The following is a 23,460-nucleotide window of genomic DNA, read 5'->3' as shown; positions in this document are numbered from 1 at the left end:
GAGATAATTATTTGATTTCTAAGCAAGAAATTGCTGAATAAGCTTCAGATAGAATGAAATCTTGGATAATAGAACTTTTTGAGTTGATTACTTCTGCAAGAAAATCTGTTTTTGTGTTTCCGAAACGCAACCAAATAATTTTGGGCGGATGTCCTCTGAAATTTGATAAATCAAAAAAATCGGCATCAAAAGTAACAATAGTGTAGTGGTTTTCTTTTGCAAATTTCCAAATCTCAATATCAGAATAATTTTCAATTCCTAATTGCCTAACTTGTTTAGCTTTTGGAAATAAGGAACTGATTTTCCCTATTATTCGGAAAGAGATATTTTGGTCGAACAACAAATTCACGATGCAATTTGAATTTTATGTTCTCTGTCAGCTGCATAAGCAAGACAAGCTTTGATTTGAGTTTCATTTAATTCTGGAAAATCTTCTACAATCTCGTCTGTAGTCATTCCATTGGCTAGCCAACTTAAAATATCAAAAACCGTAATTCGGGTACCGATTATAGTTGGTTTTCCGAATCTTACGTTAGCATTCATTTCTATATAGGATTTATAATCAACCATGCTATTTAATTTTTTTACAAAGTTAGTTAAATTATTGATTTTTAAGCTAAAGCCAATTCAATCGCATTAGAAAACAAATCTTCTAAAGAAATTCCTGCTTCTTTGGCTTGTTGTGGCAGTAAACTCTCCGTAGTTAAACCTGGAATAGTATTCATTTCCAGCATGTGCGGTTCACCGTCTACAATGATGAATTCAGAACGAGAGAATCCTTTCATTTTTAAGGCTTTGTACGCACGTTTGGCAATTTCGCCTACTTTTTGCGTCATTTCATCTGAAATGCGAGCCGGTGTAATTTCTTGTGATTTACCTAAATACTTGGCTTCGTAATCAAAGAAATCATTTTCTGAAACGATTTCAGTTATTGGCAAGACCGTAATTTCTCCTTTGTAATTGATAACTCCTACAGAAACCTCAGTTCCATCCAAGAAACTTTCGATGATGATTTCGTTATCTTCTTTGTAGGCTACTTCAATGGCAATTGGCAATTCGGCAGCGGTTTTTACTTTAGAGATTCCAAAACTAGAACCTGCTTTATTGGGTTTTACAAAACAAGGTAAACCAACTTTTTCCACAATAGCGTTCGTATCGATTAAGTCGCCTTTGTTCAAATAATAAGAAGTTGCAGTTTTGATGCCGTAGGGTTTTAAAACCGAAAGCAAATCACGTTTGTTGAAAGTCAAGGCTGCTTGGTAATAATCGCAGGCGGTTTGCGGAATGCCAAGCAATTCGAAATAGGCTTGCATCAATCCGTCTTCGCCTGGAGTACCGTGAATGGCATTGAAAACACAATCAAAAGTAATTTTCTTTCCGTCAACGGTTACTGAAAAATCATTTCTATCAATAGGGAATTCGGAATCATTGGCATCTACATAGACCCATTTTTCTTTGAAAATGTGGATTCTAAATCCGTTGAATTTAGTTTTGTCTAAGAATTGGTACACGACGTTTCCGCTAATTAGTGAAATTTTATATTCGCTAGAATAGCCGCCCATGATGATGGCAATGTTTTTCATTTATAGTAATTTAAGTCTTTTTTATTTTCAATAGCTGTTGAAGGTTTTCCCTAGCCCCGATAGGAGCGGCATCCTTTTTAGGGTGTGGTATTGACTTCGAGATCCTCAGTCAACATCTGTACCACACCCTAAAAAGATATAGTGGATAGCGGGAAATAGCTCCAACCAACTAGTAAACAAAATTATCATTTTTTTTGAAACGAAATAGGTTTATCTTTGTACCTACTAAAAATAAATTTATGAGTTTACGTAAGTATCTAACTAGTCGGGTGTTTGTGGGTCAAGTTTTGGCTGCGCTTGCCATTATTGCAGTTTTGGGTTATTTGTTTATGCATTGGTTGACTTTTACAACTGATCACGGACATGAAATTGCCGTGCCGAATTTAAGTAAACTAACCGAAGAGCAGGTAGAGGACAAGCTAGACGAGTTGGATTTGGACTACGTACTTTTGGATAGTGTTGATTTTAGAGGCGATTATCCTGCCTTTACTGTGGTAGAACAAGATCCATTGCCAGGCACGAAAGTGAAAGTAGGTCGCAAAGTATATATTAAAATTAACGCATCGGGATATTCTTCTGTGAAGTTGCCTGATTTGATTGATAAAACCTACCGCGAGGCAGTTCCAACATTAAAAGCTATTGGTTTAGAAGAAGGAACGATTACCTACGAGCCTAGTTTAGGAAAAGATATGGTGCTAGCAATGCGCTACAAAGGACGTAACTTAAAACCAGGAGAGCGTGTGATGAAATCGTCTAAAATTGACTTGGTTTTAGGAGATGGAAAAATGAGTTATGAAGAGGAAGTACAAATTGACAGTACGGCAACACCTGAAGAAGAAACCCCAGTAGATGAACAATAATACCGAATCCTTCGACTTAGAAGACGAATTATTTGAGCATTTTAAGTTTGAAGTTCCCAAAGGGCAAGCCTTTTTGCGAATAGACAAATACTTGATGGGACTGATTCCCAATGCGACTCGAAATAAAATTCAGAATGCCGCTAACGACGGTAACATTTTTGTCAATGACGAAATTGTAAAATCCAATTATAAGGTAAAACCGTTGGACGTGATTAAGGTGATGTTGTCGCATCCGCCTTTTGAAAATCATGTATTACCTGAGAATATCCCCTTGAATATTGTGTACGAAGATGAGGCTTTGTTATTAGTTAACAAAGAGCCTGGTTTAGTCGTGCATCCTGGTCACGGGAATTACACTGGAACTTTAGTGAATGCTTTGGCGTTTCATTTTGAGAATTTACCAATGAACAGCAGCGAACGACCAGGATTGGTGCATCGTATTGATAAAGATACTTCGGGCTTGTTAGTGATTGCTAAAACGGAAGCAGCTATGACGCATTTAGCCAAACAATTTGAAGCCAAAACGACCGAAAGAGAATACATGGCTTTGGTTTGGGGAAATGTAGCCAATGATGCCGGAACGATTGAAGGCAATTTGGCACGACACCTGAAAGACCGTATGCAAATGGCAGTTTTTGAGGATCCCGAAATTGGTAAGCCTGCGATTACGCATTACAAAGTATTGGAGCGTTTTGGGTATGTGACCTTGATTTCGTGCCAACTGGAAACGGGACGTACGCACCAGATTCGTGCGCACATGAAACACATTGGACACCCGCTATTTAATGACGAACGCTACGGCGGTCATTTGATTTTGAAAGGAACCACCTTTACCAAATACAAACAATTTATAGACAACTGTTTTAAAGCCCTACCAAGACAAGCGTTACACGCTAAGACCTTGGGCTTTATCCACCCGAATACGGGCGAGATGATGCGTTTTGATACCGAACTGCCGGATGACTTTAAAGATTGTTTGGAACGTTGGAGAAATTACTCTAAATCGCATACTGCAGACGAAGAATAAAAAAAGCCCCGATTGGGGCTTTTTTTATTCTTTCATTTTTTCTAAATTACCAGCAACACGATAGCGCAGTATTTTTTGAAGAAGTTCTTCTGGAAGTGGTTTGTCTGGTGTGAATTGAATGGTTCCTGCTGAGGTCTTGAAGTCTTTGAGTTCGGCATCAAAGTCAATTACGGTTTGGGCATTCCAAGGAAAGAAACTACAATGGTTTTTAAAAGCAGCAAAGCCACCAATCATACCATGGAAATGGTAAGCAGGCTTACTATAACTAATGAATTCTTGTGCTTCGGGAACGGTGTTTTTTATGATATGGCGCACACGCTCCAAAGCGATTTGTTGCTCTAGGGGTAAGTTGGCAATGTATCTGTTTACGCCTTCAGTATCGTTGGGTTTTGTTTTAGCCATTATCATTCAATTTATTTCAAAAATAATAAAAGTTTTGAGTGGCACGAAAACAAAGTTTGATTTTCGGTATATCTATTTGTACTTTTGAATTCAAATCAAACACAGATTAATCGTCGTTTATCATGAAGATAGTAATTTCCCCAGCCAAGTCGTTGAACTTAGAAAAAGAGTTGCCTACAACGCAATTCACGCAACCGAGTTTATTAAATGAATCTAAAAAAGTACATGCGGTTTTGAAACAGCAATCACCAGCCGAATTATCGCAATTGATGTCAATTTCGGATAAATTGGCCGACTTGAATTGGCAACGCAATAAAGCATGGAAAACGCCTTTTAATCCTACTAATTCTCGTCCTGCAGTTTATGCTTTTGACGGAGAAGTGTATAACGGTTTGGATGCCTATTCCATTCCAATGGAAAAGTTAGATTTATTACAAGATCGCTTACGCATTTTATCTGGTTTGTATGGCGTTTTAAAACCTTTGGATTTGATGCAAGCCTACCGACTAGAAATGGGAACCAAATTGCCCATTGGCGAAAGTAAAAACCTCTATGATTTTTGGAAAACTACAATAACGGCTTCTTTGAATAAAGAATTGAAAAAAGGAGAGTTGTTTGTCAACTTAGCAAGCAATGAATATTTTTCGGTTGTCGATACCAAAGCACTAAAAGTGCCAGTCATTACGCCCGACTTTAAAGACTACAAAGACGGCAAACTAAAGATGATTAGTTTCTTTGCCAAAAAGGCGAGAGGCATGATGGTACGTTATATTATTGATACGAATGCCGAAACCATTGACGACTTAAAAGGCTTCAACTACGAAGGTTATCAATTTGATGCCAACTTATCGAAGGGAAATAATTTAGTTTTTACGAGATAAAAAAAACGCAACAATTTGTTGCGTTTTTAAATAGAAATCGTGGATTTTCTCCCAACAAACACAATTTCTTAAGGGGCAAGAACGGCATTGCCAAAATTCGCATCAAAATCGACACACCAAACTACAACATACTTGTATTTGGCATAATAAATGGTATTATTTACAGTATAAGAATAGTTTCCGTTGAGTCCTTTGATATCACCTAAATCAATATGATCTGCCTTGATGGTGCTTAAATTTGCAGCCAAGTAAATATTCAAATCTGGTCCGTCATCTGATTTAAACCCTTCTAATAACAGTTGTTTTTTGTCTTTACTAATCTTGGCTATTCCAGAAGTTGGATGCGAAGAAGAAACAAAATTTCCTTTATAAATATAGTCTGAAGAAGTAGTTTCATTAGTTGAATTATTGGAGTCATCGTTACTACATGAAAATAAGGCAATCATAACCAAGCAACTACACAATATTTTTTTCATTTTCTAAAATTTAGGGATTAGTAATTATATAATCCAAAACTAGCTCTCCAAAATTGGATAAGCTGTTAGCTATCTAACAAAAATGAATTTTTTAATAATATCTTATTCTTTTGATAGGCAATACGTCCTTCTTTCTCGAGTTCATTAATTATGATATTGAAGGTGGGTCTTGAGGTTCCTACAAGTTTGGCAATTTCGCCCTGAGAATAGGGATTGTTGACAAGAATTTCACCATTTATTAATTGGACTGCACCAGTCACATCTTCTTTCAGTTCTTTTATGAACTCAATAATTCGAGTCCGGGTATCTCTAAAGAGCATGATTTGATATCTCCGTTCTATTTTTTTGAGTTTTAGTCCAATGAATTTGTAGATACTTGTACTGAATGATTTATTTCCTTGTAATAGTTCTTCCGCTTGATGTAGGGTTACCGAACAAAGGGAGGTATTTTTCTCAACCGCTTGTGCAAATTCTTTCCGATGTGTTTCGTTTAATAAAATATTTTCGCCAAAAATATCTCCTTTTTTAAGATAGGCAGTAACATATTCTTCACCTTTGTCATCGACAAAACCAATTTTTACTTTTCCTGAGTTGACAAGAAATATAGTGCTGGATACATCACCTTGAAAATAGATGTAATCTCCTTTGTGGAAAGACATGAATGGATGATCTTGTTCATAGCCTTTGTATTTGTGCGGACAAATCAAAGAGAAAAAATTGACGTCTTCAAAAACCCAATAGTTGTTCATATTGTATAATTAGAATTGGAATTTGTATTCTAATGTTGCAATAAAACCTCTTGTGAGTCCGTCTGGTCTTGCGTCTCTAAGTACCAGTGGCATTCCAATATTGAATTGCAAACTGTTAGTTGTATTTAGGGCATAATCTAGAAATACATTACCATTAAGGGTTAGCCCTTTTGAACCCTCAATAGATTTTTCTTTACCGCTTAGATCAATATAACGGTCATTGTCTAGATGGTAAATTGGTAACAGACCGGTGGTGAATTGAAGTTTATTGTTCAGTGCTAATGGGTAGGCTACACGAAAAAGTACATCGCCACTTCTCTTGAATCCATTTGTAGACTGAAATTGTTTTAAAATAGTAGGGGTGTTACTATTTTCAACCAAAAATTGATTTTTATTTTGGGTAAGCGGCTGTTGCCAAGCCAAAACGAATTGGAGTTTGTTTATTTGGTAGCCCAAACCCACAATAGCATCCAATGTTCCTAAGCTGGATTGGTAATCCATAGGAAGTGAAAGTCCATTTTCTTTTATGTTGCTGTTGGTCAGTGGAATTTTTGTTCCAACTGTTACTGTCCAATTTGGGTTTAACTTATAATTGGAACTCAAAAATAAGTCGCCTAAACCGAAACTAGTATAACCGTTTCCATTTTGAGCTAAGGAGGTTAGTTTTGTGTCAAAGCTAAATTGGTCTGAGAACTGCGTATGGTATTCTATATAATTTCCCCAAACTGAAACGGAATTATCAGCGCTACCAGTAAACATTCCAAGTTTAAGGTGGTTCTTTTTAGCGGCAATTTCTGAATTGGGTTTGAAGCTATTAATGGTGCAAAAACCAGCATCACTGCAGCCTTGCGAATAGCTTTTCAATTGGAAGATTAGGAACAAAATAACAACAATTTTCCCTTGATTTTTTTTCATAGTTATACATTTAAGTTAAAAGATTAAAATTTACCTCTTAAAAAAATAGTATAAAAAATGAACAGGGGAATAGCAATTACTGCTTGTTAATTTTTCAAACTGAAACAAATGTAGCCTAATTTTGATTTGTTTGAAACAGTCAAAATGTTAATTATTAGATAAATTAGATTGAATATTAATCCGTTAGTAAAATAATTCAAGAACCTAAAACCAAAAAACACACTCACTTTTTTTAATAGCTACAATATATTTATTTTTTCCCTGAAATTTCGATATTAAAGTTCCAAGAATGGGAATACCAAACAGAAGTATCTTCTAAACTTGTTCCTTTACGCTGGCTTGCTTCAGCACTATATCCGCCAGAAAAACAAAAACCAGTGCCAGGATTTGAATTTCCGAGACTTCCAGTATTAATACCTAGTGGAATACCATCAATTAGATACCATTGAAAAATGTAGGTGGTATCTTGTTTAAAGAAAAGATTCAAATTTCCAATATTAAAAGTTATTGCTCCGCCATTAAAGGTGCCTAGGACTGTAGTGTTAGTAGAAGCTATAATTTTACCATTTGCGTCTCTAATGTTTAATTTTAATTGAACATTTTGATTATAGTTATTTTGTGTGCTGAAGAATTTGAAACCTGAATTCATTAAAACAGTGAAAACTTGTGGATTGACATCAGTATTAAATTTAACCGCCTGTCCGGTACCAACATTTCTATCATTTGGTAAAATATCTGGAGTATTAGTTCTATTATCTCCACCAAACCATTTATTAGCATTCATATTTGTCAAACATGATTCTGAAAAACTGTCTAACATGGGTGTTAAAGTAACTAAATATTCCTTTTTGTCACCAGATTCAGATGTAACAGTGTATTTGACTGGAGTAGAGTAATCTTTAATACTAGTAGGATCAGGTGAAATGGTTGCTCTATTTGAATAACGTAAGGATACATCTAAACTCGTAAGATTTATAAAACTAGGGATTCGTTGATTGATAGTATTATTTTGACTATTTATTTGTGGTTTAAAAGTTAAGCCATTTGAATTTATAGTAAGTTCCAATAAAGAATTTTCGGTACTTAATAATCTCTTTATAGATACAGTGTAAATTTTCACATCTCCATTTTCCGCAGTTACTGTAAAACTAAAATCTCCAGTAATAGAATTAATTTTACTAGGGTCAGGACTAATTGTAGCGCCTTTAGATATTGGTACATTCAGGCTTAATCCATCTAGATCTATAGAACTATCTACAGTCCCAACAATTGAATTTTCAACAATATCAAAACTTTTAGTAAAGTTGCCTCTAGTCAAAGTTATAGAAAGAATTTTATTTTCATTACTTAATGGGACTTCAGTACAATTTGATAAAACTAAGCTAGATAATATCAATAATATTATTATTGAATACACTTTAAATGCGGGTAATAAGGATTTCATTTTTTTTGGTAAGATTTAGGATTAGAATTTGGGTTCTTTTTTAATTGGGTTTTAAGTTGTTAAAAATATAAAAATATATTCAATTCAAAATTTATAATTAATTTATTTTCGAATCGCTTTCACAAACTCCTCGATTTTTCCAGTGCCATTTTCGGTTAAATGCGTAATAAAAGCACTTCCAATAATGGCGCCTTTGGCAAATTGAGTCGCTTGGTTGAATGTTTCGGCATTATTGATTCCAAAACCAATGATTTGTGGGTTTTTCAAATTCATTTCGGCAATACGTTTGAAATAGTCTTCTTGTGTACTTCCAAAACCTGATTGCGAACCCGTTACGCTAGCTGAACTCACCATGTAAATAAATCCGTCCGATACGCTATCAATAAAACGGATGCGTTCGTCAGATGTTTGCGGTGTAATTAAAAACACATTGATAAGTCCGTATTTTTCGAAAGTAGCTTTGTAATCCTCTGCATAGACATCAACCGGTAAGTCGGGAATAATTAATCCATCAATACCAATTTCAGCGCATTTTTTACAGAAATCTTCTATTCCATATTGTAGCATCGGGTTGAAATACCCCATAATTACTAACGGAATGGAAACTGTTTTACGAATGTCTTTCAATTGGTCAAACAACACTTGGGTAGTCATTCCGTTATGCAAAGCTTGAGTAGAACTGGCTTGAATGGTTGGTCCATCAGCTAAAGGATCGCTAAAAGGCAGACCAATTTCGATCATATCGACTCCACTTTTTTCCAAATCTTGTATAATTTGCACCGTATCATTCAGGCTTGGGTATCCCGCTGAAAAATAGATAGATAATATTTTTTTTGTTTCTTGTAATTTTTGATTAATTCTGTTCATTGCTATAATTTAAAATAATCAATATAAGTATTCAAATCTTTGTCGCCACGTCCCGAAAGATTAATTACAACCACATCGTTTTGTTTGAATCTCATTTCGTCCAAAACCGCAAAGGCGTGAGCGGTTTCAATTGCCGGAATAATACCTTCTAATTTAGACAATTCCAATCCCCAATGCATCGCTTGTTCATCGGTGATTGAGATGAATCGCGCTCTGCCTGTAGCATATAAATTGGCGTGCATGGGTCCAACACCTGGGTAATCCAATCCTGCTGAAATAGAGTAGGGTTCGGTAATTTGTCCGTCAGGGGTTTGCATCAATAAAGTTTTACTTCCATGAATTACGCCTACTTTACCTAAAGCTGAGGTGGCAGCACTTTCACCCGAATGCACCCCTAAACCTGCTGCTTCTACCGCAATAATGTTTACTTCTTTTTCATCCAAAAAGTGGTAAAAAGCGCCTGCAGCATTACTTCCTCCACCCACGCAAGCAATCACATAATCTGGATTTTCTTTGCCTTCTTTTTCCAATAATTGGCTTTTGATTTCTTTCGAAATCACCGATTGGAAACGCGCCACCATATCTGGATAAGGATGGGGTCCCACTACAGAACCAATGATATAATACGTATCAACTGGATTGTTAATCCAATCGCGAATGGCTTCGTTTGTTGCGTCTTTTAAGGTACGAGATCCCGACATGGCTGGTCGTACTTCTGCGCCTAACATTTTCATACGAGCTACATTGGGTGCTTGACGCTTGATGTCAATTTCGCCCATGTACACAATACATTCCAAGCCCATCAAGGCACAAACGGTTGCCGTAGCTACACCGTGTTGACCTGCGCCCGTTTCGGCAATGATTCGCTTTTTACCCAAACGTTTGGCTAATAAAATTTGACCAATTGTATTGTTTACTTTGTGTGCTCCTGTATGACATAAGTCTTCTCTTTTTAGGTAGACTTTGGTATTGTATTTTTCAGACAATCGTGATGCAAAATAAAGCGGAGTAGGGCGACCCACATATTCTTTCAATAAATCGTCAAATTCAGCTTGAAACTCTGGTTCGGCCGTAATTTTTAAATAGTTTTGGCGTAATTCTTCTACATTGGGATATAACATTTCTGGAATGTAAGCCCCACCAAATTCTCCGTAATAGCCTTTTTCGTTGACGTTGTAACTCATGGTTGTACTTATTTAAAAGTTTATTTTTTGTTTAAAACGATGCAATTCTTCTTTGTTTTTTAATCCCGCTTCGATTTCAAATTTACTATTAACATCGATAGCATAAATGGGTAAATCGGTTTTAAGTATTTCGTTAACCAAATCTATTTCATCTAGTCCAATTCCGCCACTTAAAAAGATGGGCTTTTGCGATGGATATTTTTCTAGCACTTTCCAATCGAAAGTCGTTCCGTTGCCTCCAGGTAATTTTCCTTTGGTATCAAAAAGGAAATAATCACAAACTGTTTCAAAAGGTTTCAATTCGTCAAAATCAAATTCGGGATCAACTGAAAATACTTTAATAATTTCAATGCTTTTAGCCAATGTATTTTTTAATTCTTGGCAAAATGCTACCGACTCATGTCCATGCAATTGAACCGCTTGCAAATCGTATTGGCTTAGTTTTGACACAATATCTTCTTGACTGGCATTGACAAAAACTCCTGTTTTTTTGATGTTTTGCGGTAAATTAGGAAGTGGTCCATCAAAATAGCGAGCCGACTTTTCCCAGAATATAAAGCCCATATAATCGGGTAGGAGTGATCCTACTTGGAGAATATTGTCGGGGTATTTCATGCCGCAGATTTTGAGTTTCATATTTATTTTGCCGCTAAGACGCTAAGGCGCGAAGCTATTTTTAATTCGTGTTGTTACAATTGTGCTATAAATTCTTTTGCCGCCTGACCTGCATTATCCGTTTTCATGAAGTTTTCCCCAATTAAGAACCCTTGGTAACCATAAGGTTTCAATTCTGTGATTGCTTCGATAGACGAAATACCGCTTTCGGATACTTTTACAAATTCATTCGGAATTTGAGCAGCCAATTCTTTACTAAAATCCAAATTTACTTCAAAGGTTTTTAGATTTCGGTTATTCACACCAATCATGTCCAAACTTGGCATAATCGATTTTTCTAATTCTTCTTGATTGTGGACTTCCAAAAGGACTTCTAATCCTAAACCATGTGCAAATTCAGACAAACTTTTGATTTCCTCTCGGCTCAAAACCGCAGCGATTAGCAAAATTAAATCGGCACCGTGGGCTTTGGCTTCCAAAATTTGGTATTCGTCCACAATGAATTCTTTTCGCAAAAGCGGAATATTGACTGTGGCTCTTGCCAATAACAAATCGTCCAAAGAACCGCCAAAATATTTTCCATCCGTTAAAACAGATATACCACAAGAACCCGCTGTTTCATAGCCTTTGACTACTTCTTCTACGGTAAAACCGTAATTGATTTCCGCTTTGGAAGGCGAACGACGTTTGTGTTCAGCAATAATCCCTGAACTACTGTTTTGTAAATTATGGCTCAACGAAATAGTTTGTTTTTCAAAAAACACCGATGCCTCCAATTGTGAAACTGGAATAATCGATTTTTTGAGTACTACTTCTCTTCGTTTGTCTTGTATTATTTTATCTAATATGTTCATTTTTTTTGCCGCTAAGGCGCTAATGCGCAAAGGTTAAAAATTGATTTTTAAATTCATTTGTGCTAATTCGAGCAATTCGTGTAATTCGTATTTCTATTTACTTAATTCTTGTAACGTTTGTAGGGCTTGCAATCCTTTTCTAGAGAACAAACTCTCTTTGGCTAATTCAAAACCTTCTAACGGACTGCATTGTGTTACCGTTGCAATCGCCATTGCAGCATTGGCACAGACTACATTATTTTGGGCTTCGGTTCCTTTTCCTGAAATGATATCGGTAAATAATTGTGCTGACTCTTCAATAGTTTTACCGCCTTCAATTTCGGTTTGTGACAAAAGACGAACGCCAAAATCGTCTGGATTCAGCATCAGTTCTTTTGTGTTTGTAATACATTTGGTCGGACAGGTTAAGGAAACTTCATCATAACCGTCCAAGGAATGTAAAATCGTAAAATTTCTATCGGTGTTTTGGTACAAATAGGCATACATTCGAGCCAATTCCAAATTGAAAACTCCCACCAATTGATTCTGAGGAAACGCCGGATTTACCATAGGTCCCAACATATTGAAAAAGGTTTTTACACCCAATTCTTTTCGAATAGGTCCCACATTTTTCATTGCAGGGTGGAAGAGTGGTGCATGCAAAATACAGATGCCTGCTTTTTCCATACATTTTTCTAAGAAACCAGCTTCATTACTGAATTTGATTCCCATTTTTTCCATCACATTACTCGATCCAGAAATTGACGAAACACCGTAATTTCCGTGTTTTGCTACTTTGATTCCTGCTCCAGCAGCTACAAAAGACGCCAAGGTTGAAATGTTAAACGTATCTTTTCCATCGCCACCGGTCCCGCACAAATCGATGGTGTTATAGCCTGATAAATCGACACGAATACACAAATCCAATAAGGCTTCGCGGAAACCAGCTAATTCTTCGATACTAATGCTACGCATCATGTAAACGGTTAAGAAAGAAGCAATTTGGCTTGTATTGTATTCCCCATTGGATATTTTGACCAAAACGTTTTTAGCTTCTTCTTTCGAGAGCATTTCGTGATTGATTAATCTGTTGAGTATGTTTTTCATTTTTCTTTTCTTTTCTTTTGCCGCAAAGGCTCCAAGACACAAAGATTTTTGTTTTTTTTAATCCCAATTTTCACATGGGTACTGTTTGAATAATTTCTATAAAAACTGGAAGATCGAATCCTCTAACCATCTAAATTATCTAACAATTTAACTTAACTTTTTACCCAATTTTCTAACATTTTCTTTCCGTTTGGTGTTAATACACTTTCTGGATGAAATTGAACTCCTCTAACATCGTAAGTCTTGTGTCGTAGCGACATTACTTGTCCGTTTTCGTCAAAAGAGGAGGCTTCCAAACAATCTGGTAAATTAGCGTCTACCACCCAAGAATGGTAACGTCCCACTTCAAATTCGTTCTCCAATCCTTCAAATAACAATTCGTCATTGACTGATTTAGTAACTTTGGTTGCTACACCATGATACACTTTGTCCAAATTCGAAAGCGTTCCGCCATACACTTCGCCAATGGCTTGTTGTCCTAGGCATACGCCAAAAATACTTTTGGTTGGACCGTACTGCTGAATGACTTGTTTTAATAATCCCGCTTCATCAGGAATTCCTGGGCCTGGGGATAATAAAATTTTGTCAAAATGATCAATTTCGTCCAACTCAAATTCATCGTTTCTATAGACAGTCACTTCGCAATCTAAATCTTCTAAATAGTGGACTAGATTGTACGTAAAGCTATCGTAATTGTCTATGACTAGTATCTTTTTCATTCTGTTTGTATTAAATTGTTTCTGCCAAATCCAAAGCCGTATTCAAGGCTCTTAATTTGTTGTACACTTCTTGCATTTCGCTTTCTTCATCTGAATTTGCTACAATTCCTGCTCCTGCTTGAGAATGCAATTGGTGGTTTTTACTTAAGAAAGTACGAATCATAATCGCATGATTGAAATTGCCTTTAAAATCCATAAATCCAATGGCACCACCATAAAAGTTACGATTGGTTGTTTCATACTCTTCAATCAATTGCATGGCGCGGTGTTTTGGCGCGCCACTCAACGTTCCCGCAGGGAAAGTATCTGCTACTACTTGCATCGTGGAAGCTGTATCGTGTAAATGCCCTGTTACTTTGGATACCAAATGAATCACATGCGAAAAAAATTGTACTTCTCTATATTTTTCAACTTGCACATCGTGACCGTTTCGGCTTAAATCATTACGTGCCAAATCGACCAACATCACGTGTTCGCTATTTTCTTTTTTGTCTTCTGATAATTGTTTGGCTAAACCAGCATCTTTTTCATCATCGCCTGTTCTTTTGAACGTTCCGGCAATCGGGTGAATTTCTGCTTTTCGGTCTTTCACGATGATTTGAGCTTCGGGAGACGAACCAAATATTTTAAAGTCTCCGTAATCAAAGAAGAAGAGGTAAGGCGATGGGTTAATGCTTCGTAACGCGCGGTACACATTGAATTCGTCGCCTTTGAATCCTTGCGTAAAACGTCTGGATAAAACCAATTGGAACACATCGCCACGGTAACAATGTTTTTTGGCTAAAGCCACATTAAGCTTGAACTCCTCATCGGTTAAATTAGAAAATCCTTGACCGTCTTTTGAAAATGAATAGGAAGCAATATTGCGAGATTGTAATAACTGTTCAATTTCTGCAATGTTGTTCTTTCCGTCCAAACTATGGCAGAAAATATATGCCTCGTTTTTGAAATGGTTGATGGCGATAATATTTTGGTACACTGCGTAAAAAACATCAGGAATTGTATTGCTGTTTTCTTTTTTGGCAATGTTTACTTTCTCAAAATAACGCACGGCATCATACGAAATGTAACCAAACAAACCGTTATTAATAAATTTGAAATCGTTTTTCTCTGATTCAAATTGCCCTGAAAATTCTTGGATTACGGCAGGAATATCAGTTGTAGCATCGATGGCTATTTTTTCAGCACTTCCGTCAGGATAGTTTTTGATAATCGTTTCGTTTTCAATTTTAATCGAAGCTATCGGATTGCAACAGATGTACGAAAAACTATTGTCGTTTCCGTGGTAGTCGCTACTTTCCAAAAGCAAACTATTCGGGAATTTATCGCGTATTTTCAAGTACACACTCACCGGCGTAATGGTGTCGGCAAGGATTTGTTTGTATTTTGTATTTAAAATAAAAGATTTCAAAATGGTCTTTTTTATAATGTTATAATTAGCTTACTTAAGGATATGAAAAAAGGCTTGTCGTGATGACAAGCCTTTTATATTTATAGTAATACTATAGGAGCTCTGTTCACGACGTCTGACGTAAATTATTCCACCACCAAGTATTGTTTGTTATTGTTTTCATATTGATATTCTTCGATTACAAATATAGAAAGGTTATTTGGTTAATTCAATACAAAAAAGCGAAAAAAAATATATTTTTCTTGCTTTTTTGTTAAACTTAGTATAGGTTGTATACTTGTTGGTTCCTTTTTTTTAACCACATAGATACATAGAATTGCAGTGTATTTAAAAGATTTGGATAGGCATTTTACTTTTCACATAGCTAATCTATGTGAAGAATAGAATTATTTCTATCCATTCTTTAACTGTAAATCATAAATCTATGTTTCTATGTGGTTCATTTTTTTTAATTTGAATTCCAACCCAAACGGATTGTATTTTCAATTATGAAACCAATTCGCCTTGATTTCTAAAGACCAATTGTCCGTCGAAGGCATCCAAAAGGATGATACTTTCGGTTTTGATGCTACCTGCCAATATCTCTTTAGATAATTGGTTCAATACTTCCCTTTGAATAACACGTTTTACGGGTCTGGCTCCAAATTGCGGATCGTATCCTTTTTCAGATAAATAGGTTATTGCTTCAGGAGTAGCGTCCATGGTAATGCCTTGTTGCGCTAACATTTTGGTAACCGATTTCAATTGTAAGCCTACAATTTGAGCAATATTTGCATGAGTCAAAGGCGTAAACATTACAATTTCGTCAATACGATTGATGAATTCCGGACGCACGGTTTGTTTTAATAAACCCAACACTTCCACTTTAGCTGCTTCGGTTGCCGCTTCGATTCCGCCTTTTAAGTTTTCGAATTTTTCTTGAATAATTTGGCTACCCATATTCGATGTCATGATGATAATCGTGTTTTTAAAGTCGGCCAAGCGTCCTTTGTTATCCGTCAAACGTCCTTCGTCTAAGACTTGTAATAGGATATTAAACGTATCCGGATGTGCTTTTTCAATTTCGTCCAACAAGATAACAGAGTAGGGTTTTCTACGCACGGCTTCGGTCAATTGTCCGCCTTCATCATAGCCCACATATCCTGGAGGCGCTCCTACTAAACGACTTACTGAGTGGCGTTCTTGGTATTCGCTCATGTCAATTCGGGTCATGGCGTTTTCATCATCAAATAAATATTCGGCTAGTGCTTTCGCCAATTCCGTTTTACCTACTCCCGTTGTTCCCAAGAAAAGGAAAGTACCCACAGGCTTTTTCATGTCTTGTAAACCGGCACGACTTCTACGAACGGCATCACTTACCGCTTCAATAGCTTCTTCTTGTCCCACTACACGTTTGTGCAATTGGGCTTCCAAATGCAATAATTTTTCTCTTTCACCTTGTAGCATTTTCATCACCGGAATTCCAGTCCATTTAGCTACTACTTCGGCAATATCTTCTCGGGTAACGACTTCTTTGATCAAAGAAGTTCCGGATTGATTTTCTTGCAATTGTTTGACCAAAGCATCCAAACGTTCTTGTGCTTCTTTGATTTTTCCATAACGAATTTCGGCTACTTTTCCATAGTCTCCATCTCGTTCCGCACGTTCGGCTTCGTATTTGAAGTCTTCTATTTCGGTTTTTACCGCTTGAATATTATCCACCACATCTTTTTCCGATTTCCATTTGGCATAAATCTCGTTGCGGTCTTCTTTTAAGTTGGCTAACTCCATTCCCAAGACTTTCAACTTGCTTTCGTCTTTTTCACGTTTGATGGCCTCAATTTCGATTTCCAATTGCATAATTTTTCGATCCAAAACGTCCAATTCTTCGGGTTTTGAATTGATTTCCATTCGCAATTTAGAAGCGGCTTCGTCCATTAAATCAATGGCTTTATCGGGTAAAAAACGATTGGTGATATAACGCTGCGATAATTCTACCGCTGCAATAATAGCTTCATCTTTGATTTGCACTTTGTGGTGCGTTTCGTATTTTTCTTTGATCCCACGCAAGATAGAAATAGCACTTTCGGTATCGGGTTCTTCTACGATTACCTTTTGGAAACGTCTTTCCAGCGCTTTGTCTTTTTCAAAATATTTTTGGTATTCGTCCAAAGTCGTTGCACCAATTGCACGCAATTCGCCACGCGCCAAAGCAGGTTTAAGAATATTAGCGGCATCCATAGCTCCTTCGCCACCTCCAGCACCTACTAAAGTGTGGATTTCGTCAATGAAAAGGACAATATCGCCTTCGGCAGAAGTCACTTCTTTCACCACTGATTTCAAACGTTCTTCAAATTCACCTTTGTATTTGGCACCCGCAATCAAAGCGCCCATATCGAGTGAGAAGATGATTTTATCTTTTAGATTTTCAGGTACGTCACCATCTACAATTCGGTGCGCTAAACCTTCTGCAATAGCAGTTTTACCCACACCGGGTTCGCCCACTAGCATCGGGTTGTTTTTAGTTCGTCTGGTTAAAATTTGCAACACACGACGGATTTCTTCATCACGACCAATAACAGGATCTAGTTTGCCGCTTCGAGCTAAATCGTTCAGGTTTTTGGCATATTTGTTTAAGGCGTTGTAGGTTTCTTCGGCAGAGGCAGAGGTCACTCTTTCGCCTTTCCTCATTTCTTCAATGGCGGCTTTCAGTCCTTTTTCGGTTACGCCTTGGTCTTTTAGAATTTGAGCGATTTTACTTTTGGAACCAAAAATTGCCAATACCAAATGTTCAACCGAAACGAATTCATCATTCATTTTGCTGGCTAAAATCTCCGCTTCGTTCAAAGTAGCGTTAGCTGTTCTGGACAACATAATATCGCCACCCGATACTTTTGGAAAACTTTGAATGGTACCTTCCAAGATTTGTTTGAAAAGCGCCACATTCACGTTTAGTTTTTTCAATAAAAAAGGCGTTACATTTTCATCGACTTCTAAAAGCGCTTTGAAAATGTGTTCGTTTTCGATTTGTTGCTGACCCAATCCTTGCGCTATTTGTTGCGAAAGTTGGATGGCCTCTTGCGATTTGGTGGTAAATTTATTGATGTTCATTTTTATCTTTTTTAAATTCGTATTTGGGGTTAAATAATTAACTTTGGTGAAAATTCGTCAATTGTTATTCCACTCCTAAATTTACGACAATTTGACGTATATCAAGGGATTACAGCCGACAAAATGACTTAAAAAACGACAAAATGACTTTATTTACTTCTATTTTTGGAGATTCAGAAAATAAAAACACCAATGCATCCAAAATCAATTGGATTCCATTGACTGATTTGGGACAATTGAACGAGATTATGGAATTGTCTCATCAACAACCGGTAGCGATTTTTAAACACAGCACGCGTTGTAGTATTAGCCGCATGGCGTTGAAACAATTTGAGAATGAATTTGATTTAGAAGGCAGTGTAACGCCTTATTTTTTGGACTTACTGAATCACAGGGATATCTCGCAGGAAATTGCGACTCGTTTTGATGTCTACCACCAATCACCACAATTGCTTTTGATTAAAGAAGGAAAATCAATATATGATGCTTCGCATAGCGATATTGATGCTGTGGAGTTGAAGGGGCGAGTATAGTTACTTTTTATTCTCCTTCACAAACATATTGAAAATTAATCCGCCCACAAGTGCTCCATAGAGTGTGGAGTTGAGTGGTTTTGAAGTAATAGCACAAGTGCCTGAAGCACAACCTACATAAAAATAATACCCATAACCGGCAAGGGCGCCAATGACAGCTCCGATACCGGTTAGGAGTAAGGCCTTTTTAGTCATTAGTTGCATTTTTCAAGGATTACTTTTATAAGGTCTTCTTTAGATAGTACCCCTGATTGTCGCCATAATGGTTTGCCTTTTTGAAACAAAATCATGGTTGGTACTCCGCGAACTTGATATTGCGCAGCCACGGCTTGGTTTTTATCCACATCAATTTTAATGATTGAGATTCGTTCGCCTAAATTGGTTTTTACCTCAGTTAAAATAGGGCCTAACATTTGGCAAGGTCCGCACCAGGTCGCAAAAAAGTCCACCAAAACTGGTTTGTCTGATTGTATAATTTCATTAAAAGAGCTCATACTACTATTTTTATAGGTTTCAAATTAGAGTTAAAACTTTGCACTTTAGTGCCTTTAGCTTTAGCTTCTAAAAAATTATTACCGCAAATTCGCAAATTTTAAAATGTTATTATTGATGTAATTTGTGAATTTGCGGTAAAAATTCAAAATCCAACTTTGCAGACTTTCAGTCCATTGTGGTTTATTTTTTTGAGTAGCGAACAGCACAACCATTCGGTCCGCAACCCATATTAAAAATCACTTGAATCAAGAAGAAGGCACCAAAAGCCACAAAACCCCATTCTCTCAAAATATAGGCTTGACTGAAAAGAAAAATGGCAAATGCCAAACGTACCCAGCGCATTAAATGCCAATTGGTTAAAAGTAAGTTTTTCATAGTTTAGTAATTCGCTTTTATAATTTTATATTTTTCATCATAGGAAACCGTGTCTTGTAGTTTTTTAAGCGCTACTTCTTCAGTACTGGTAATTACTACTTCGCTAAAATTGGAATTCATATTAACATTTAAAACGGTGTCTAATGACGTTAATTTTTCAGAAACAGTGGCTTTACAACCACTACAAGTGATGCCTTCAAAATTGTATAAATGAACTTCGGCAGCGGTGTTTTTTTCTAATTCAATAAACAATTCAGAATTGGCTCTTGGCGTTACCGAATTGGTACAAACGTCCATTTTTAGAATAGTAAAAGCGCCAAAAAATAAGTTCATATACTCTAGTTTGTTTCCACCAAAAGGAGGTCCTTCTTCAAATTCGCGATTAAACAACAATCCTGCAATTTTTCCTTTAGGAGCTAACAATTGGTGCATTTTCCAAACGTATTTTGGTCGCATCGTTGGCGGAAGCGCACAGAAAAAAGTTTGTTCAATGATCCAGTCGTATTGTCCTTGGTGTTCAAAGAAATCGCTTAAAATGATTTTGACATGGGGCTGATTGACAAATTTTTGTTGCAGTACTTCTATTAAAGTGGGCGCAATATCAATTACAGTTATATTGGTAAAACCTTGCTGCAGCAAGTATTCTGCTTCATACGAATTCCCACCACCGGGAATTAAAATGGCACTATTTTTATCTTCAATAGTATCAATTAGTTCTTGGATAGGAGGGGAAACGGTTCCCAAATCCCAGCCTGTAGCTTTCGCTCTGTATTGAGCATCCCAATAGGCTTGGTCTAAAGGTTTATCGCAAGAAGCAACACAACATTTTAAATCTTCCATGATGTATTTTTATTTTTTGCCACGGATTACACAGATTAATTTAAATTAAACATTCTAATCCCTTAATCTGTGGCAAATATTTGAGATAATTGGGAAGTACTAAAAAGCAAATTTTTATTGTTTTAGAACCTTACTTTGACAAACAAAATTAGTTTTTGGAACATCAGTTTTTGCAATCGCATTAAAACCACCTTCCACTTCGCTAAAGTTTCTGAAACCGCGCGCCTCTAAAATAGAAGCTGCAATCATAGAACGATAACCACCAGCACAATGCAAGAAAAAATGCTCCTCTGGATTGATGTCTTTTACCCATTCGTTGATGTAAGCCAAAGGTTTGCTATAGGCTTCTTCGATATGTTCCGCTTCGTATTCAATTTCTTTACGAATGTCGATAATTTTGCTTTCGCCAATGGTTACTTGTTTTTCAAACTCTTCTGCCGAAATTCGGTTAACAGTATCTATTTCGTGACCAGCGATTTTCCAAGCCTCAAATCCTCCATCTAAATGTCCGATTAAGTTGTCAAAACCAACGCGGCTTAAACGAGTTACCGTTTCTTCTTCACGTCCGTTAGCTGTTACAAGTACAATAGGTTGTTTCACATCGGCAATTAAAGCACCTACCCATGGCGCAAAATCACCATCGATTCCAATATTGATGGATTGAGGAATGAATCCATGAGCAAACTCGGCATTGTTACGTGTATCAAGGATTAACGCTCTAGTTTCTTCGACTAGTAACTCCAATTGAGTCACAGGAATAGCGCGCATTCCGTTGTTTAAAACCGTTTCGAAACTTTCGTATCCTTTTTTATTCATGGCTACATTCATACCAAAATAAGCAGGTGGAGGCAACAAACCATCTGTTACTTCTTTGACGAATTCAGCTTCAGTCATATTAGCTCTCAACGCATAATTATTTGCTTTTTGGTTACCCACAGTAGAAACTGTTTCCTTACTCATGTTTTTTCCACAAGCACTTCCGGCACCGTGAGCAGGATATACAATTACATCATCAGCTAAAGTCATGATTTTGTTTCGAAGCGAATGAAATAAAGTAGCGGCCAATTCTTCTTGTGTCATTGAAGCCGCTTTTTGAGCCAAGTCAGGACGTCCTACATCTCCAATAAATAAGGTGTCTCCAGAGAAAATCGCGTGGTCTTTTCCGTTTTCGTCAATTAATAGATAAGTAGTACTTTCCATAGTATGACCAGGAGTATGCAATACTTTTATTTTTATTTTACCAATATCAAAAATTTGTTCGTCAGAGGCTACAATAGCTTCAAATTCTGGATTAGCGGTTGGCCCATATACAATTTTAGTTTGGGTTGCTTTAGCTAAATCTATGTGACCCGATACGAAATCAGCATGAAAATGTGTTTCGAAAATGTATTTTAATTTGACGTTATCGCGTTTTAATCGATCCAAATACGGTTGTATTTCTCTCAATGGGTCAATAATCGCTGCTTCTCCATTAGAAGTAATATAGTAGGCACCTTGTGCTAAACATCCTGTATAAATTTGTTCTATTTGCATGATATATTGTGTGATTTTATTTTTTTTACAAAGGTAATTTAGAATTACTATTTGATTTGTGACATTGGTTACAATTAATTAATTAAAAAAAACTTCTTTAGTGATGATGTAAATCCCCATAATTAAAACGAACCATCCAAAAATGGGTTTTAATTTAGCGCCATCTATTTGTTTTGATAATTGAGTTCCAATAAGCATTCCGATAAATGCTATTCCTGATATGATAAACAAAAAGCCATAATCTATTGGAGTTCCAATATACAAATCGCCGCCAAATCCAATACTTGAATTGATGAAAATGATTAACAATGAAGTTCCTATGGCTTGTTTCATTGGTAATTTTGCAAAAAACAACAAGGCCGGAATAATTAAAAATCCGCCTCCAGCACCCAAAAATCCAGTGACAATTCCAACAAAGAAACCAATGATTCCTAGCTGAATATAGTTGGTTTCCCCAGTAGTTGTAGTGACCTCATTTTTTCTTATCATAGATACTGAGGCTGCAATCATAAGCAAAGAGAAAACAATCATAATTAGAAAACTCTTTGAGACTTGGTAAGAAGCTATGGAAAATAGTGTTTCGGCAATTTGCGGAAAAATTACTTCGCGAATTATCAAAATTGAAACAATTGAAGGAATTGCAAAATACAGTGCTGCTTTTATTTGTAAATTTCCCATTCGGTAATGGCTAATACAACCCATTAATGAGGTAATTCCAACAATAAATAAGGAATAACTTGTGGCTAGCTCAGGATCAATTTTAAATAAATAGACTAAAATAGGAATCGTTAATATGGAACCGCCACCTCCGATTAAACCAAGTGAAAGCCCTATAATTATTGACGCAAAATAACCTATGTATTCCATAATTAATCAATTTAAAATACAAAAATGAACATTTTGTATTAGAACGAATGTAACATTTGTTACAAATCTAAGAATTTAAAGGTATCCATTTAAAATTTCTACTATTAGAACTCAGTCAAATAGTCACTAAAGTAGTTGTATTAGAAGAGATTTGAATTAGTAAGCATTTTATTATTGCAAATAATGGTTTAAATAGTCCAATTTGCTGACAATTATTACAATAGGAAATCGTTTTCGTAAATTATCTTTTTAATTCGTAACTGTCTCATTTATTGTTAACTATAAAAAATGTATTTTTACACAAACAAATTTTTTTACTATGAATTTAACACAAGAAGATTGGATTGCTCAATATGAGTCAGACGAAAATGCTGTGATACTGGATGTGAGAACAGCAATGGAATTTAATGAAGGATTTATTGCTGGTGCAATTAACTATGATTTTCATCAAGGTGCCGGCTTTATTGCTGATTTAGAAACATTGGATAAATCCAAAAACTACTATGTTTATTGTCGTTCAGGGGCAAGAAGTGCTAATGCCTGCTTCATGATGAATGAGATGGGATTTGAAAACACCTATAATTTATTAGGTGGAATTATTGAGTGGGACGGCGACATTGTCGAACCCTAAATTACTAAACAACAACACAACAA

General features: G+C 36.3%; 27 protein-coding genes. 5 read left to right on the top strand and 22 right to left on the bottom strand.

Features of this window, described 5'->3' with window-relative positions; translation table 11 throughout:
- Positions 1-7 precede the first annotated feature (7 nt).
- Genes LPC23_RS09175 through LPC23_RS09165 form a run of 3 tightly spaced genes read right to left on the bottom strand, consistent with a single transcriptional unit; the run spans position 8 to position 1,583 of the window.
- Positions 8-349 carry a DUF5615 family PIN-like protein gene (locus tag LPC23_RS09175; protein WP_229324852.1) on the bottom strand — a complete coding sequence of 114 codons (342 nt, stop codon included), beginning with the start codon at positions 347-349 and terminating at the stop codon, positions 8-10.
- Positions 346-570 (bottom strand): DUF433 domain-containing protein, encoded by a 225-nt coding sequence (locus LPC23_RS09170; protein ID WP_229324850.1) that lies wholly within the window; start codon positions 568-570, stop codon positions 346-348. Before LPC23_RS09170 ends, LPC23_RS09175 begins: the two co-directional genes overlap by 4 nt.
- Positions 571-611: 41 nt before the next feature.
- The gene (locus LPC23_RS09165; protein WP_229324848.1) at positions 612-1,583 is read right to left on the bottom strand and encodes a D-alanine--D-alanine ligase; all 972 of its coding nucleotides are present in this window, start codon (positions 1,581-1,583) and stop codon (positions 612-614) included.
- A 239-nt stretch (positions 1,584-1,822) separates the two neighbouring features.
- Between LPC23_RS09165 and LPC23_RS09160 the strand changes: the two genes are divergently transcribed.
- A complete protein-coding gene (locus LPC23_RS09160; RefSeq protein ID WP_229329738.1) occupies positions 1,823-2,443 on the top strand; it encodes a PASTA domain-containing protein in 621 nt (206 codons plus the stop codon).
- Positions 2,433-3,470 (top strand): RluA family pseudouridine synthase, encoded by a 1,038-nt coding sequence (locus tag LPC23_RS09155; protein ID WP_229329735.1) that lies wholly within the window; start codon positions 2,433-2,435, stop codon positions 3,468-3,470. Before LPC23_RS09160 ends, LPC23_RS09155 begins: the two co-directional genes overlap by 11 nt.
- A 24-nt stretch (positions 3,471-3,494) precedes the next feature.
- Here LPC23_RS09155 and LPC23_RS09150 read toward each other — a convergent pair whose 3' ends face one another.
- Positions 3,495-3,872 carry an iron chaperone gene (locus LPC23_RS09150; RefSeq protein ID WP_229329733.1) on the bottom strand — a complete coding sequence of 126 codons (378 nt, stop codon included), beginning with the start codon at positions 3,870-3,872 and terminating at the stop codon, positions 3,495-3,497.
- Positions 3,873-3,994: 122 nt separating this feature from the next.
- Here LPC23_RS09150 and yaaA point away from each other — a divergent pair, with 122 nt between their 5' ends.
- Positions 3,995-4,753 carry a peroxide stress protein YaaA gene (gene yaaA / locus LPC23_RS09145; RefSeq protein WP_229329730.1) on the top strand — a complete coding sequence of 253 codons (759 nt, stop codon included), beginning with the start codon at positions 3,995-3,997 and terminating at the stop codon, positions 4,751-4,753.
- Between the two features lie 68 nt (positions 4,754-4,821).
- Here yaaA and LPC23_RS09140 read toward each other — a convergent pair whose 3' ends face one another.
- From LPC23_RS09140 to clpB, 12 genes are all read right to left on the bottom strand, one after another.
- Positions 4,822-5,229: a DM13 domain-containing protein gene (locus tag LPC23_RS09140; protein WP_229329728.1), complete on the bottom strand. Its 408-nt coding sequence runs from the start codon at positions 5,227-5,229 to the stop codon at positions 4,822-4,824.
- A gap of 65 nt (positions 5,230-5,294) precedes the next feature.
- Positions 5,295-5,978: a Crp/Fnr family transcriptional regulator gene (locus LPC23_RS09135; RefSeq protein ID WP_229329726.1), complete on the bottom strand. Its 684-nt coding sequence runs from the start codon at positions 5,976-5,978 to the stop codon at positions 5,295-5,297.
- Between the two features lie 9 nt (positions 5,979-5,987).
- Positions 5,988-6,893, bottom strand: coding sequence for a hypothetical protein (locus tag LPC23_RS09130; RefSeq protein ID WP_229329724.1), 906 nt, complete (start codon positions 6,891-6,893; stop codon positions 5,988-5,990).
- 250 nt (positions 6,894-7,143) lie between these two features.
- Positions 7,144-8,337 carry a DUF5018 domain-containing protein gene (locus tag LPC23_RS09125; protein ID WP_229329723.1) on the bottom strand — a complete coding sequence of 398 codons (1,194 nt, stop codon included), beginning with the start codon at positions 8,335-8,337 and terminating at the stop codon, positions 7,144-7,146.
- 102 nt (positions 8,338-8,439) lie between these two features.
- Positions 8,440-9,204, bottom strand: coding sequence for a tryptophan synthase subunit alpha (gene trpA / locus LPC23_RS09120; RefSeq protein ID WP_229329721.1), 765 nt, complete (start codon positions 9,202-9,204; stop codon positions 8,440-8,442).
- 2 nt (positions 9,205-9,206) lie between these two features.
- Complete coding sequence (gene trpB, locus LPC23_RS09115; protein WP_229329718.1) at positions 9,207-10,388, bottom strand: tryptophan synthase subunit beta; 1,182 nt, start codon at positions 10,386-10,388, stop codon at positions 9,207-9,209.
- Positions 10,389-10,400: 12 nt separating this feature from the next.
- A complete protein-coding gene (locus tag LPC23_RS09110) occupies positions 10,401-11,024 on the bottom strand; it encodes a phosphoribosylanthranilate isomerase (protein WP_476729699.1) in 624 nt (207 codons plus the stop codon).
- 53 nt (positions 11,025-11,077) lie between these two features.
- Positions 11,078-11,857: an indole-3-glycerol phosphate synthase TrpC gene (gene trpC / locus LPC23_RS09105; protein WP_229329713.1), complete on the bottom strand. Its 780-nt coding sequence runs from the start codon at positions 11,855-11,857 to the stop codon at positions 11,078-11,080.
- Positions 11,858-11,950: 93 nt separating this feature from the next.
- A complete protein-coding gene (trpD, locus tag LPC23_RS09100; RefSeq protein WP_229329710.1) occupies positions 11,951-12,943 on the bottom strand; it encodes an anthranilate phosphoribosyltransferase in 993 nt (330 codons plus the stop codon).
- A 152-nt stretch (positions 12,944-13,095) separates the two neighbouring features.
- Positions 13,096-13,662, bottom strand: a complete 567-nt coding sequence (locus LPC23_RS09095; RefSeq protein ID WP_229329709.1) for an anthranilate synthase component II — start codon at positions 13,660-13,662, stop codon at positions 13,096-13,098.
- Positions 13,663-13,672: 10 nt separating this feature from the next.
- Entirely contained in the window at positions 13,673-15,073 is a 1,401-nt protein-coding gene (locus tag LPC23_RS09090) for an anthranilate synthase component I family protein (RefSeq protein ID WP_229329708.1), read from the bottom strand.
- Between the two features lie 486 nt (positions 15,074-15,559).
- On the bottom strand, positions 15,560-18,163 hold the full coding sequence (clpB, locus tag LPC23_RS09085; protein ID WP_229329707.1) for an ATP-dependent chaperone ClpB: 2,604 nt from the start codon (positions 18,161-18,163) through the stop codon (positions 15,560-15,562).
- A gap of 143 nt (positions 18,164-18,306) precedes the next feature.
- Between clpB and ytxJ the strand changes: the two genes are divergently transcribed.
- Positions 18,307-18,696 carry a bacillithiol system redox-active protein YtxJ gene (gene ytxJ / locus LPC23_RS09080; RefSeq protein WP_229329706.1) on the top strand — a complete coding sequence of 130 codons (390 nt, stop codon included), beginning with the start codon at positions 18,307-18,309 and terminating at the stop codon, positions 18,694-18,696.
- Here the strand turns inward: ytxJ and LPC23_RS09075 are convergent, their stop codons facing one another.
- From LPC23_RS09075 to LPC23_RS09050, 6 genes are all read right to left on the bottom strand, one after another.
- Positions 18,697-18,891 (bottom strand): DUF6132 family protein, encoded by a 195-nt coding sequence (locus tag LPC23_RS09075; RefSeq protein WP_229329705.1) that lies wholly within the window; start codon positions 18,889-18,891, stop codon positions 18,697-18,699.
- Entirely contained in the window at positions 18,891-19,190 is a 300-nt protein-coding gene (gene trxA / locus LPC23_RS09070) for a thioredoxin (RefSeq protein ID WP_229329704.1), read from the bottom strand. The genes LPC23_RS09075 and trxA overlap by 1 nt, the downstream gene beginning before the upstream one ends.
- A gap of 181 nt (positions 19,191-19,371) precedes the next feature.
- Complete coding sequence (locus tag LPC23_RS09065) at positions 19,372-19,566, bottom strand: hypothetical protein (protein WP_229329702.1); 195 nt, start codon at positions 19,564-19,566, stop codon at positions 19,372-19,374.
- A 3-nt stretch (positions 19,567-19,569) separates the two neighbouring features.
- A complete protein-coding gene (locus LPC23_RS09060) occupies positions 19,570-20,406 on the bottom strand; it encodes a cation transporter (protein ID WP_229329700.1) in 837 nt (278 codons plus the stop codon).
- Between the two features lie 114 nt (positions 20,407-20,520).
- The gene (locus LPC23_RS09055; RefSeq protein ID WP_229329698.1) at positions 20,521-21,939 is read right to left on the bottom strand and encodes an MBL fold metallo-hydrolase; all 1,419 of its coding nucleotides are present in this window, start codon (positions 21,937-21,939) and stop codon (positions 20,521-20,523) included.
- A 78-nt stretch (positions 21,940-22,017) separates the two neighbouring features.
- Positions 22,018-22,806 carry a sulfite exporter TauE/SafE family protein gene (locus LPC23_RS09050; protein ID WP_229329697.1) on the bottom strand — a complete coding sequence of 263 codons (789 nt, stop codon included), beginning with the start codon at positions 22,804-22,806 and terminating at the stop codon, positions 22,018-22,020.
- Between the two features lie 319 nt (positions 22,807-23,125).
- Between LPC23_RS09050 and LPC23_RS09045 the strand changes: the two genes are divergently transcribed.
- Complete coding sequence (locus LPC23_RS09045) at positions 23,126-23,437, top strand: rhodanese-like domain-containing protein (RefSeq protein ID WP_229329695.1); 312 nt, start codon at positions 23,126-23,128, stop codon at positions 23,435-23,437.
- Positions 23,438-23,460 lie beyond the last annotated feature (23 nt).

Source organism: Flavobacterium ammonificans, from assembly GCF_020885975.1.
GTDB classification, from domain to species: Bacteria; Bacteroidota; Bacteroidia; order Flavobacteriales; family Flavobacteriaceae; genus Flavobacterium; species Flavobacterium ammonificans.
This window is presented reverse-complemented; position numbering and strand designations above follow the sequence as displayed.